Source organism: Bacillus sp. 1780r2a1 (assembly GCA_024134725.1).
GTDB lineage: Bacteria > Bacillota > Bacilli > Bacillales > Bacillaceae_H > Priestia > Priestia aryabhattai_A.
Map to the genome: position 1 here is coordinate 97,501 of CP099863.1, position 12,638 is coordinate 110,138.

10 protein-coding genes, 2 rRNA genes and 1 other annotated feature (2 of these 13 only partly in view) are annotated in these 12,638 nt (G+C 38.9%); all 12 genes read left to right on the forward strand.

Going from position 1 to position 12,638, the window contains the following annotated elements; translation table 11 throughout:
- A 23S ribosomal RNA gene (locus NIZ91_00515) occupies positions 1–914 on the forward strand (it extends 2,021 nt beyond the left edge of the window).
- Between the two features lie 180 nt (positions 915–1,094).
- Positions 1,095–1,210, forward strand: a 5S ribosomal RNA gene (gene rrf, locus NIZ91_00520).
- A 201-nt stretch (positions 1,211–1,411) separates the two neighbouring features.
- Positions 1,412–1,873, forward strand: coding sequence for a CtsR family transcriptional regulator (locus NIZ91_00525; GenBank protein ID USY55241.1), 462 nt, complete (start codon positions 1,412–1,414; stop codon positions 1,871–1,873).
- 37 nt (positions 1,874–1,910) lie between these two features.
- Positions 1,911–2,450 carry a UvrB/UvrC motif-containing protein gene (locus NIZ91_00530; GenBank protein USY55242.1) on the forward strand — a complete coding sequence of 180 codons (540 nt, stop codon included), beginning with the start codon at positions 1,911–1,913 and terminating at the stop codon, positions 2,448–2,450.
- 4 nt (positions 2,451–2,454) lie between these two features.
- Positions 2,455–3,522 carry a protein arginine kinase gene (locus NIZ91_00535; protein ID USY55243.1) on the forward strand — a complete coding sequence of 356 codons (1,068 nt, stop codon included), beginning with the start codon at positions 2,455–2,457 and terminating at the stop codon, positions 3,520–3,522.
- A gap of 20 nt (positions 3,523–3,542) precedes the next feature.
- Positions 3,543–5,984: an ATP-dependent protease ATP-binding subunit ClpC gene (clpC, locus tag NIZ91_00540; GenBank protein USY55244.1), complete on the forward strand. Its 2,442-nt coding sequence runs from the start codon at positions 3,543–3,545 to the stop codon at positions 5,982–5,984.
- Between the two features lie 122 nt (positions 5,985–6,106).
- Positions 6,107–7,486 carry a DNA repair protein RadA gene (gene radA, locus NIZ91_00545; GenBank protein USY55245.1) on the forward strand — a complete coding sequence of 460 codons (1,380 nt, stop codon included), beginning with the start codon at positions 6,107–6,109 and terminating at the stop codon, positions 7,484–7,486.
- Between the two features lie 5 nt (positions 7,487–7,491).
- Positions 7,492–8,568, forward strand: coding sequence for a DNA integrity scanning diadenylate cyclase DisA (gene disA, locus NIZ91_00550; protein USY55246.1), 1,077 nt, complete (start codon positions 7,492–7,494; stop codon positions 8,566–8,568).
- A gap of 142 nt (positions 8,569–8,710) precedes the next feature.
- The gene (locus NIZ91_00555; GenBank protein ID USY55247.1) at positions 8,711–9,808 is read left to right on the forward strand and encodes a PIN/TRAM domain-containing protein; all 1,098 of its coding nucleotides are present in this window, start codon (positions 8,711–8,713) and stop codon (positions 9,806–9,808) included.
- A 25-nt stretch (positions 9,809–9,833) separates the two neighbouring features.
- The gene (gene ispD / locus NIZ91_00560) at positions 9,834–10,523 is read left to right on the forward strand and encodes a 2-C-methyl-D-erythritol 4-phosphate cytidylyltransferase (GenBank protein ID USY55248.1); all 690 of its coding nucleotides are present in this window, start codon (positions 9,834–9,836) and stop codon (positions 10,521–10,523) included.
- 12 nt (positions 10,524–10,535) lie between these two features.
- A complete protein-coding gene (gene ispF, locus NIZ91_00565; protein ID USY55249.1) occupies positions 10,536–11,015 on the forward strand; it encodes a 2-C-methyl-D-erythritol 2,4-cyclodiphosphate synthase in 480 nt (159 codons plus the stop codon).
- Positions 11,016–11,116: 101 nt separating this feature from the next.
- Positions 11,117–12,574, forward strand: coding sequence for a glutamate--tRNA ligase (gene gltX, locus NIZ91_00570; GenBank protein USY55250.1), 1,458 nt, complete (start codon positions 11,117–11,119; stop codon positions 12,572–12,574).
- A 34-nt stretch (positions 12,575–12,608) separates the two neighbouring features.
- Positions 12,609–12,638: a binding site (T-box leader), on the forward strand; it runs 194 nt beyond the window's last position.

Genomic DNA, 12,638 nt, shown 5'->3' on the forward strand with positions numbered 1-12,638 from the left:
GGCACTGTCTCAACGAGAGACTCGGTGAAATTATAGTACCTGTGAAGATGCAGGTTACCCGCGACAGGACGGAAAGACCCCGTGGAGCTTTACTGTAGCCTGATATTGAATTTTGGTACAGCTTGTACAGGATAGGTAGGAGCCTGAGAAGCCGGAGCGCTAGCTTCGGTGGAGGCGTCGGTGGGATACTACCCTGGTTGTATTGAAATTCTAACCCGCAGCCCTGATCGGGCTGGGAGACAGTGTCAGGTGGGCAGTTTGACTGGGGCGGTCGCCTCCTAAAGAGTAACGGAGGCGCCCAAAGGTTCCCTCAGAATGGTTGGAAATCATTCGTAGAGTGTAAAGGCACAAGGGAGCTTGACTGCGAGACCTACAAGTCGAGCAGGGACGAAAGTCGGGCTTAGTGATCCGGTGGTTCCGCATGGAAGGGCCATCGCTCAACGGATAAAAGCTACCCCGGGGATAACAGGCTTATCTCCCCCAAGAGTCCACATCGACGGGGAGGTTTGGCACCTCGATGTCGGCTCATCGCATCCTGGGGCTGTAGTCGGTCCCAAGGGTTGGGCTGTTCGCCCATTAAAGCGGTACGCGAGCTGGGTTCAGAACGTCGTGAGACAGTTCGGTCCCTATCCGTCGTGGGCGTAGGAAATTTGAGAGGAGCTGTCCTTAGTACGAGAGGACCGGGATGGACACACCGCTGGTGTACCAGTTGTCTTGCCAAAGGCATCGCTGGGTAGCTATGTGTGGACGGGATAAGTGCTGAAAGCATCTAAGCATGAAGCCCCCCTCAAGATGAGATTTCCCATAGCGCAAGCTAGTAAGATCCCTGAAAGATGATCAGGTTGATAGGTCAGAGGTGGAAGCACGGCGACGTGTGTAGCTGACTGATACTAATCGATCGAGGACTTAACCAAATTAGAAAAGCGAAGGCGACTGTTCAATTGTGAAAGGCGTTGGAGCTTCTGATAGGGAAACCGCTCTTTGGTTTCAATAACAGAAGTGAAACGACCGAACAATTAGGAGCCGTAGCTAGACAGTAAACTTAGTACTCAGCAAAATGTTATCTAGTTTTGAGAGAATAATCTCAATTCATGTCTGGTGGCGATAGCAGAGAGGTCACACTCGTTCCCATGCCGAACACGGAAGTTAAGTTCTCTAGCGCCGATGGTAGTTGGGACTTTGTCCCTGTGAGAGTAGGACGTTGCCAGGCACATTTAAAAGGATTAGCTTATAGCTAATCCTTTTTTTATTTCTCATTAATTTCAATAAATTACGTTTTGAACCCTATTTTAGTGGAAACCATAAAAGTAAGACAAAACTTATCAAACTACATAGTTGAAATTTCTTTCATTTCCTTTTATATTTAACTTAATAAGGTCAAATATAGTCAAAGTCAGAAGGAGGGTGCAATGTGCCAAATATCTCTGACATCATTGAACAGTATTTAAAAGAAGTGCTTGAATTAAGTGACAGAGAAATTGTGGAGATTAAACGTAGCGAAATCGCCGATAAGTTTCAATGTGTTCCGTCTCAAATCAACTACGTTATTAATACTCGCTTTACAATTGAAAGAGGTTATGTGGTTGAGAGTAAAAGAGGTGGAGGCGGCTTTATTAGAATTGCTAAAGTCCGAACTCATAATGCTTCTCATTTATTTCAACAAGTCATTGATCTTATCGAATCACAAATTTCACAGTCCTATGCTGAAAGCGTCATTTTCAGGTTAGTTGGAGAAAAGGTCATTACAGAGCGAGAAGCTAAGATAATGCTTAGCGTAATTCATCGATCCGTTATTGATCTTGAGCTACCATATCGTGATGAACTTCGAGCCAAGTTACTAAAAGCTATGTTAAATTCATTGAGGTATCGCTAATTGAATTGATTTTATGTAGACAGGGAGAGATGATTGCATGATTTGTCAGCAATGTGAGATTCGACCTGCAACACTTCACTTTACAAATGTAGTGAATGGGAATAAGACAGAAGTACACCTTTGCGAACAATGCGCTGCAGAGAGTGGAGATGTATTTTCTATATCATCTCAGCAAGGCTTTTCAATTAATAGTCTATTAGCAGGACTATTAAATTTTGAACCTTCTGCTACAGGTCCGAATACAATTAAAAAAGAACCACTACGTTGCCCTACATGCGGAATGACGTATCATCAATTTTCTAAAGTAGGTCGTTTTGGCTGTTCGAATTGTTATGAAACTTTTGAACAACCACTTGTTCCGTTTTTAAAGAGATTACATGGGGGGAATTATTTACATCATGGTAAAATTCCAAAGAGAATTGGAAGTAATCTTCATTTAAAAAAGGAATTACAGGCTCTGAGATTGAATTTAAAGGAGTATATTGAAAAAGAGGAATTCGAAAAGGCTGCAGAGCTTCGAGATGAAATCCGCCTATTAGAGAAAAAAATTAATGAATCTACGGGAAAGGAGACATAGCCGAATGTCTGAACTATTCTTCACAAATCCCGTAAGCTCTTGGATGAAACAAGAAGCACCGGACTCTGATATTGTACTAAGCAGCAGAATTCGTCTAGCTAGAAACTTAACAAATTTTCTTTTTCCTACAATGTTAGCAAAAGAAAAAGCTGATGAAATTGTAAACGATTTTGATCAAGTATTTGAAGAAATAAGAAAAGCGGAAGATTTTGAGTTATCTTCTTTAAAAATGAGTGAATTAAAGTCACTAGAGAAACGAGTATTAGTAGAGAAGCATTTAATTAGCCCTCAATTAGCTGAATCTAATGCAGGAGCTTGTTATTTATCAAAACAAGAAGATTTAAGTATTATGGTTAATGAAGAAGATCATTTACGCATACAATGTTTATTTCCAGGCCTTCAATTATCTGAAGCATTGGAACGAGCTAATGAAGTAGATAATTTGATTGAAAATCGTGTAGATTACGCTTTTGATGAACAAAGAGGTTACTTAACGAGCTGTCCCACGAATGTTGGTACAGGACTTCGTGCTTCGGTTATGATGCATATGCCTGCGTTGGTTATGACTCGTCAAATTCATCGAATTATTCCTGCGATTAATCAATTAGGTTTAGTTGTAAGAGGAATTTATGGAGAGGGTAGCGAAGCACTAGGTAATATCTTTCAAGTTTCTAACCAAATTACGCTAGGAAAATCTGAAGCTGATATTGTATCAGACTTGAATAGCGTTGTAACACAGTTAATTGCTCAAGAAAAATCTGCAAGAGATGCATTATTTAAAACATCTCATTTAGAATTAGAAGATCGTGTTCATCGATCATATGGAGTATTAGCTCATAGTCGCATAATTGAATCTAAAGAAGCGTCTCAATGCTTGTCAGATGTTCGGTTAGGAATCGACTTGGGGTATATAACAGACATACCTAGAAATATTCTAAATGAACTTATTATAATGACGCAGCCAGGCTTTTTACAAAAGTATTCAGGCTCAGCATTAGATGCCCATGAGCGAGATGTTAAGAGAGCTACCTTAATTAGAGATCGCCTTAGCAATATTAAAAATATAGATTAAACGTGGAGGGTGACAGCCGTATGATGTTTGGAAGATTTACAGAGCGTGCACAGAAAGTATTAGCGTTAGCACAAGAAGAAGCTTTACGACTTGGACATAACAATATTGGAACTGAGCATATTTTATTAGGTATTGTGCGTGAAGGTGAAGGTATTGCTGCAAAGGCACTATCTGCACTAGGATTAAGTACTGAAAAAATTCAAAAAGAAGTTGAAGCGCTTATCGGAAGAGGTCAAGAGTTAACTCAAACAATTCATTATACGCCTCGCGCTAAAAAGGTAATTGAACTTTCAATGGATGAAGCAAGAAAACTAGGTCATTCATATGTAGGAACTGAGCATATTTTACTTGGTTTGATTCGTGAAGGCGAGGGTGTAGCAGCTCGCGTACTTAATAATTTAGGAGTGAGCTTAAATAAAGCTCGTCAACAAGTATTACACTTATTGGGTAGTAACGAAGCTGCTTCTAGCCATCAAGGTGGTGGAACTTCAAATGCAAATACACCAACTCTTGATAGTTTAGCTCGTGATCTAACAGTGGTAGCACGTGAAGGAAGTCTAGATCCAGTTATTGGGCGTAGTAAAGAAATTCAACGTGTTATTGAAGTGTTAAGTCGTCGTACAAAGAATAACCCGGTTCTTATCGGTGAACCAGGTGTAGGTAAAACAGCCATTGCAGAAGGGTTAGCCCAGCAAATTGTTAATAACGAAGTACCGGAAATTCTTCGAGATAAGCGCGTTATGACTTTAGATATGGGAACAGTAGTTGCTGGAACAAAATATCGTGGTGAATTTGAAGATCGTTTGAAAAAAGTAATGGACGAAATTCGTCAAGCTGGTAATATCATTCTATTTATCGATGAGTTGCATACACTAATTGGTGCTGGTGGTGCAGAAGGAGCAATTGATGCTTCAAACATTTTAAAACCATCCTTAGCACGTGGTGAATTACAATGTATTGGTGCTACTACTCTCGATGAATATCGAAAATATATTGAAAAAGATGCAGCTTTAGAGCGACGCTTCCAACCAATTCAAGTTGATGAGCCAACTCTAGATGAATCTATTCAAATTTTAAAAGGTTTAAGGGATCGTTATGAAGCTCATCACCGTGTATCGATTTCTGATGAAGCTATTGAACAGGCAGTAAAGTTATCCGATCGTTATATTTCAGATCGCTTTTTACCGGATAAAGCAATTGATTTAATTGATGAAGCTGGTTCAAAGGTTCGTTTACGTTCATTTACGACGCCACCTAACTTAAAAGAGTTAGAACAAAAGTTAGAATCTATTCGAAATGAAAAAGATGCTTCTGTTCAAAGTCAAGAATTTGAAAAAGCAGCATCATTACGTGATACAGAGCAACGCTTAAGAGAAGAATTAGAAGAAACAAAAAAAGCTTGGAAACAAGAGCAAGGTAAAGAAAATTCAGCTGTTACGGTAGAAGATATTGCGATGGTTGTATCTAGCTGGACTGGGGTACCAGTTTCAAAATTAGCTCAGGAAGAATCAGAGCGCTTGCTAAACATGGAAGAGATTTTACACTCTCGTGTTATTGGCCAAGAAGAAGCTGTAAAAGCAGTGGCAAAAGCTGTTCGTCGTGCAAGAGCAGGCTTGAAAGATCCAAAGCGTCCAATCGGTTCATTTATTTTCTTAGGACCAACGGGTGTAGGTAAAACAGAACTTGCTAGGGCTTTAGCTGAATCAATGTTTGGTGACGAAGATGCGATGATTCGCATTGATATGTCAGAGTACATGGAAAAGCATTCTACTTCTCGTTTAGTAGGGTCTCCTCCAGGTTACGTTGGATATGATGAAGGTGGACAGTTAACTGAGAAAGTTAGAAGAAAGCCGTATTCTGTTGTACTGTTAGATGAGATTGAAAAAGCACATCCGGATGTATTTAACATCCTATTACAAGTGCTAGAAGACGGCCGCTTAACTGATTCAAAAGGTCGTACAGTAGACTTCCGAAATACAATTTTAATCATGACTTCAAATGTTGGTGCAGATACGTTAAAACGTAGCAAGCACCTTGGATTTACGGTTGAAGCAGAGGGTCAGGACTATAAAGATATGAAAGGGAAAGTAATGAGTGAGATGAAACGTGCTTTCCGCCCAGAGTTTCTTAACCGTATCGACGAGATTATTGTCTTCCATTCGTTAGAGAAACCACACCTAGCTGAAATTGTGAAGCTAATGGCTGATCAATTAACTAGACGCTTAAAAGAACAAGAAATTGAGTTGGAATTAACGACTGCAGCAATTGATAAGATTGCAGAAGAAGGCTTTGATCCAGAGTATGGGGCGCGTCCTTTACGTCGAGCAATTCAAAAGCATGTTGAAGATCGTTTATCTGAAGAGTTACTAAGAGGCGTAATTCAAAAAGGTCAAAAGGTAACGTTAGATGTAGAAGGTGAAAACTTTACTGTTAAATCTTCTTCACCGAGCAGCATTAGCTAAAGAGTTAAGAACATGTGGGGCATACGACAAAATACGTATGCCTCCATTTTTATTTACCATATAAAGATAGTGTACAATAGCATCAAGGACTTTTATAAAGAACGAGGAGAATATACTAAATAATGAGTAAAAGAAAAACAAAATTTTCATGCCAACATTGTGGATATGAATCGGCTAAATGGATGGGAAAGTGTCCTGGGTGTGGCAGTTGGAATTCGATGGTAGAAGAAATTGAAGAGACAAAGTCTTCAAGGCGAGGAGGAGCTTTTTCTGGCGCAACTTCTACAAAGGTGCAAAAGCCTCAATCTATTACAAGTATTGAATCAACGACTGAACCAAGGATATATACAAAATCGCCTGAATTAAACCGTGTTTTAGGCGGAGGAATTGTCAGAGGATCACTAGTCTTAATTGGAGGAGATCCTGGTATAGGTAAGTCAACTTTATTGCTCCAAACGTCAGCTCAGTTAGCTATGAATAAGCATAAAGTGCTTTATATATCTGGTGAGGAGTCAACAAAGCAAACAAAGCTAAGAGCCGATCGCTTAGGTATTAAAGCGGAAGATTTGTATGTGCATGCAGAAACAAACTTAGAGTCAATTACAGAAGCTATCTCAAGTATGAATCCAGAACTTGTGATTATTGATTCAATTCAAACAATTTATCACGGTGACGTTACGTCAGCGCCAGGAAGCGTTTCTCAAGTACGTGAGTGTACTGCTGAGTTAATGCGAATTGCAAAAACAAACGGCATCGCCATTTTTATTGTAGGTCATGTTACCAAAGAAGGAGCTATTGCCGGTCCAAGGTTACTTGAACATATGGTAGACAGTGTTTTGTATTTTGAAGGAGAACGTCACCATACGTATCGAATTTTAAGAGCAGTAAAAAATCGCTTTGGTTCAACAAACGAAATGGGTATTTTTGAAATGAAGGAAAGTGGTTTGGAAGAAGTGCTCAATCCATCTGAAATCTTTTTAGAAGAACGCTCTCAAGGTGCAGCCGGTTCTGTAGTTGTGGCTTCGATGGAGGGGACTCGTCCTGTATTGGTAGAGTTACAGGCACTGATTAGTCCAACAAGTTTTGGAAATCCTAGGAGGATGTCCACAGGGCTTGATCATAACCGTGTATCGCTTATTATGGCGGTATTAGAAAAGCGAGTAGGACTGCTTTTGCAAAATCAAGATGCATACTTAAAAGTAGCAGGTGGAGTAAAGTTAGATGAGCCGGCTATTGATTTGGCGGTTGCAGTTAGCATTGCATCTAGTTTTAAAGATGCACCTTCAAATCCTACAGATGTAGTAGTAGGAGAGGTTGGGTTAACAGGTGAAGTTCGAAGAGTGTCTCGAATTGAACAACGAGTACAAGAAGCTGTAAAGTTAGGGTTTAAGCGAATCATTGTTCCTGAAAAAAACTTAGGTGGTTGGAAAATACCAGAAGGCATTGACGTAGTAGGGGTGTCCACTGTGTCAGAAGCGTTACAGTACACGTTAGGAGGTTAAAACGGATGAATGATGAAAAGACAACAGAGCAAAAGCAAATCTCTGATATTTTAGAATTTGTGGCTCCTGGAACCCCTTTTCGCGATGGTATTGAAAATGTGTTAAGAGCTAAGACTGGAGGGTTAATCGTAATTGGATACAATGATCAAGTGAAAAAGATGGTAGACGGAGGGTTTTCAATTAACTGTGCATTTACACCAGCTCATTTGTATGAGTTGGCTAAAATGGACGGAGCACTTATTTTAAATGATAGTGGTAGTAAGATCTTGTTCGCAAATGCTCAATTAATGCCTGATCCTTCTACTCCTTCTTCACAAACCGGTATGCGACATCGTACAGCAGAGCGGGTTGCGAAGCAGTCAGGAGTATTGGTTATTGCTATTTCACAGCGTCGAAATGTTATTACGCTGTATAAAGGGTCGTCTCAATATGTACTTAAAGATATTAGTGTTATTTTAGCAAAAGCAAACCAAGCACTTGGTACCTTGGAGAAATATAAAGCAGTTTTAGATGAGTCCATTAATAGCCTAAGTGCTTTAGAGTTTGAAGAACAAGTAACTCATACAGACGTTTTGCAATCTTTGCATCGCATTGAAATGGTATTGCGAATTAAAAACGAAATCTTAAGTTATATTAGTGAGTTAGGAACCGAAGGAAGGTTAATTCGTCTTCAGATGAATGAATTGCTGTCTCACCTAGAAGAAGAAGCAATTCTATTAATGAAAGATTATATGTATGATACAAGCGTAGAGCCAACAAAAGTAATTGAAAAGATGCAGCAACCATCTAATAACGTGTTATTAGATGATCAAACTCTCTTAAGACTAATGGGGTACCCAATCTATACGAGCTTTGAAGAGGGAGTTGTTCCGAGAGGGTATCGAATGCTTCATAAAATCCCGCGACTACCGTCTATTATTATTGAGAACTTAATTGAAGAACTAGGTGACCTCAAATCTATTACGGATGCAACCGTTCAGGAGCTTGATGAGGTAGAGGGTATAGGTGAAATACGTGCTCGTAAAATTCAACAAGGATTAAAGCGTCTCAAGGAACAACATTTGCTAAACCGTCAGCTCTAGGATATTAATTGACTTTTTAATCTTGATTAGGATATTGTGAAAATACTAAAAGAGTGACATTTTGTTTACAAATTATGTTTTCAATTAAATAAAAGGTTTCAATCATTGTAAACTGTTTATAATGATAAAGGGAGGTGAAGGCGTGTTAAAGCGTTTTGTTCAATTGTTTTTTATCATAACAGGTGGTACATTAGGAATCTTTCTTATTCCAGAACTTATTGAATTATTAAGTCTAAAAGATATTGCATTACTAGACAAGTCATACATTCACGCCCCTTTAGGTGCAATTCTCTTTTATGTGATAACATTCTGGCTAGTAGATTATGTTGTAGGCTTCATTCGCCGCATTGAAGAGTCTCTTGTAAAGGCACCAGTAACAGATGTTTTATTTGGGAGTTTAGGCTTAATATTAGGCTTAATTGTGGCCTATTTAGTTGGTACGTTCCTAGGGAAAATTCAGCTACAAGTAGTTAGTACAGTTTTACCAATCTTCTTAAGTATTTTGTTAGGTTACTTAGGCTTTCAAGTAGGGTTTAAAAAGAGAGATGAGTTGGTTAATGTTTTTTCAATGCCTACTCGTATTGGTAAGAAAAAAGGCTCGGAAGAAGAGCAAGAGAATAATCAATCCTTGCAATCTTTAAAGATTTTAGATACAAGCGTTATTATCGATGGACGCATTGCAGATATATGTCAAACTGGCTTTTTAGATGGAACGATTGTAATTCCTCGCTTTGTATTAGAAGAGCTTCAGCATATCGCAGATTCATCAGATGTTTTAAAGCGCAATAGAGGTCGTCGAGGTCTTGATATCTTAAATCGAATTCAAAAAGAATTGTCTATGAAGGTAGAGATTTACGAGGGTGACTTTGAAGACATTCAAGAGGTGGATAGTAAACTTGTAAAGTTAGCAAAAGTTACTTCAGGCCTCGTTGTAACAAATGATTTTAACTTAAACAAAGTATGCGAACTGCAAAATGTAGGGGTTTTAAATATTAATGACTTAGCAAACGCCGTCAAACCAATTGTTTTACCAGGAGAAGAAATGAATGTACTTGTCATTAAGGATGGTAAGGAACATAATCAAGGTATTGCCTACTTAGACGATGGTACAATGATTGTTGTAGAGGAAGGCCGCAACTATATAGGCAAGCAAATTGATGTGCTTGTGACAAGCGTGCTCCAAACATCAGCTGGTCGAATGATTTTTGCTAAGCCTAAGCTCTTAGAAAAAGCCCTCTAATTTTCAGCTATAAGGGAGAAGGAACATGCAATACGATGTAATTGTTTTAGCAGCAGGACAAGGTAAGCGGATGAAAGCAGGGCGCAATAAGCAGTTCTTATTAATTCGAGACGTACCTCTTCTTGTTCATACACTAAATATATTTGAAACTGATCATACATGTAACAGCATTATTTTAGTTATCAATGACCAAGAACTAGAGGATATTACATCACTTTTAGAGCAATATCCGATGCGTAAAGTTAAGTCAGTGGTATCGGGTGGTCAAGAACGTCAGCATAGCGTGTATAATGGATTGAAAGCCCTTAAGCTTTCCAAAGTGGTTCTTATCCATGACGGTGCTAGGCCATTTGTGAAACATCACCACATCCACAAACTTGTACAAGAAGCAGCACTTAAAGAAGCGGCAACCTTAGGCGTTCCTGTTAAAGAGACGATTAAGAAAGTAGAAAACAACATCGTAGTGGAAACGATTGAACGCTCTAGCTTGTGGTCTATTCAAACCCCACAAGCTTTTCTTTCGTCTACGATTCAAAAAGCTCATCATTTAGCGAAAGAAACTGGCTATCTAGGAACAGATGATGCAAGCTTAGTGGAACAGTTAGGGCAGAAAGTCGCGATTGTACAAGGAGACTACGATAATATAAAATTAACAACACCAGAAGATTTGATTTATGCAGAAGCTATTTTAACAAAGTTGGAACAAAACAACTAAGAGGTGAAGGAAATGAATATACGTGTTGGGCAAGGGTTTGACGTTCATCAATTTGCAACAGGACGTCCACTAATTATTGGAGGAATTGAAATCCCATATGAGAGAGGGTTACTAGGCCATTCTGATGCGGACGTACTTCTACATACGATTGCAGATGCACTGTTAGGAGCAGTAGCTCAAGGAGATATCGGTAAGCATTTTCCAGACACTGATCCTGAGTTTAAAGATGCAGATTCAGCTAAGCTTTTACAACATGTTTGGAAACTAGTGAAAGAAGAAGGCTATGCACTCAGCAATGTAGATTGTACAATTATTGCACAGAAGCCTAAGATGGCACCGTACATCCAGCCAATTCGAGAGCGTATTGCCGAATTATTAGAAGCTGAAGTGTCACAGATTAATGTTAAAGCAACGACGACAGAAAAACTAGGCTTTACTGGCCGTGAAGAAGGGATTGCTTCACAAGCCGCGGTGTTAGTATATCAAAAATAATCCAGAGTCTTTAACAGAATTACATTTGGTGATAAAATTAACAATGTCGAAAAATAATAAATTACATACCTACGTAAAATAAACTGGAGGTTATCCTACTTATGTCAAAAGAAGTACGCGTTCGCTATGCACCGAGTCCAACTGGGCACCTTCATATCGGAAACGCACGAACAGCTTTATTTAATTATTTATTTGCTCGCAATCAAAACGGTAAATTCATTATTCGTATTGAAGATACAGATCAAAAGCGTAACATTGAAGGTGGAGAAGAAAGCCAGCTTCGCTATTTAAAGTGGTTAGGTATTGATTGGGATGAAAGTATTGATATCGGTGGAAAATACGGTCCTTATCGTCAATCCGAACGCACAGAAATTTACCAAAAATATACGGACGAACTATTAGAAAAAGGTGCAGCTTACTATTGCTACTGTACAGAAGAAGAATTAGAAAAAGAACGTGAAGAACAGACTGAAAATGGTCAAATGCCACGCTACTCAGGCAAATGCCGTAACTTAACAGAAGAGCAACAAAAAGAGTTAGCGGCAGAAGGTCGTAAGCCAAGCATCCGCTTCCGAGTTCCAACGGGTACAATAGTTAAGTTCAACGATATTGTTAAAGATGAAGTAGCATTCGAGTCTGATGGTATCGGTGACTATGTTATCGTGAAAAAAGATGGTACGCCAACTTATAACTACGCTGTAGCTGTTGATGATCATTTAATGGAAATGACGCACGTTTTACGTGGAGACGATCATATCTCAAATACACCAAAACAAATTATGATTTATAATGCGTTAGGCTGGGAACCACCTGTATTTGGTCATATGACATTGATTGTAAATGAAAGTCGTCGCAAACTAAGTAAGCGTGATGAGTCTATTATCCAATTTATCGAGCAGTATAAAGAATTAGGCTACTTGCCTGAAGCTCTGTTCAATTTTATTACAATGCTTGGATGGTCACCTGTAGGGGAAGAAGAAATCTTCTCAAAAGAGCAGTTTATTGAAATTTTTGATCCTGCTCGTTTATCTAAATCACCAGCATTGTTTGATACGAATAAACTTCGTTGGATGAACAATCAATATATGAAACAGCTTGATTTAGATGAAGTTGTAGACCTGTCTCTTCCTCACCTTGTAAAAGCTGGTCGTGTAGAAGAGCAAATGACGGAAGAACAAACGAAGTGGGTAAAAGAACTCATTGCCCTTTATCAAGAACAAATGAGCTACGGTGCAGAAATCGTGGAGCTAACAGAAATGTTCTTTAAAACAGAAATTGAGTACAATGAAGAAGCGAAAGCTGTACTTGCAGAAGAGCAGGTACCCGAAGTCCTACAAGCTTTTGCAGCGGAAATTGAAGCAATGGAAACATTTAGTCCTGAAGAAATTAAAGCAGCAACAAAAGCTGTTCAAAAATCAACAGGCCACAAAGGTAAGAAACTATTTATGCCAATCCGTGTAGCTACAACGGGTGAAACACATGGGCCAGAATTACCAAAAGCTATTTCACTACTTGGTAAAGACACAGTTTTAGCTCGTCTAGCAAAAGTTTCTGGTTAACAAATTGATTTAAAACCCATATAGTTAATATATATTGAAATCGTTGATAAGGAGAAGTAAATAG

Excerpts from the sequence above, each read along its gene's own strand:
- NIZ91_00530 (USY55242.1), top strand. The coding sequence starts at position 1,911 with ATGATTTGTCAGCAATGTGAGATTCGACCTGCAACACTTCACTTTACA.
- NIZ91_00535 (USY55243.1), top strand. The coding sequence starts at position 2,455 with ATGTCTGAACTATTCTTCACAAATCCCGTAAGCTCTTGGATGAAACAA.
- clpC (USY55244.1), top strand. The coding sequence starts at position 3,543 with ATGATGTTTGGAAGATTTACAGAGCGTGCACAGAAAGTATTAGCGTTA.
- radA (USY55245.1), top strand. The coding sequence starts at position 6,107 with ATGAGTAAAAGAAAAACAAAATTTTCATGCCAACATTGTGGATATGAA.
- disA (USY55246.1), top strand. The coding sequence starts at position 7,492 with ATGAATGATGAAAAGACAACAGAGCAAAAGCAAATCTCTGATATTTTA.
- ispD (USY55248.1), top strand. The coding sequence starts at position 9,834 with ATGCAATACGATGTAATTGTTTTAGCAGCAGGACAAGGTAAGCGGATG.
- ispF (USY55249.1), top strand. The coding sequence starts at position 10,536 with ATGAATATACGTGTTGGGCAAGGGTTTGACGTTCATCAATTTGCAACA.
- gltX (USY55250.1), top strand. The coding sequence starts at position 11,117 with ATGTCAAAAGAAGTACGCGTTCGCTATGCACCGAGTCCAACTGGGCAC.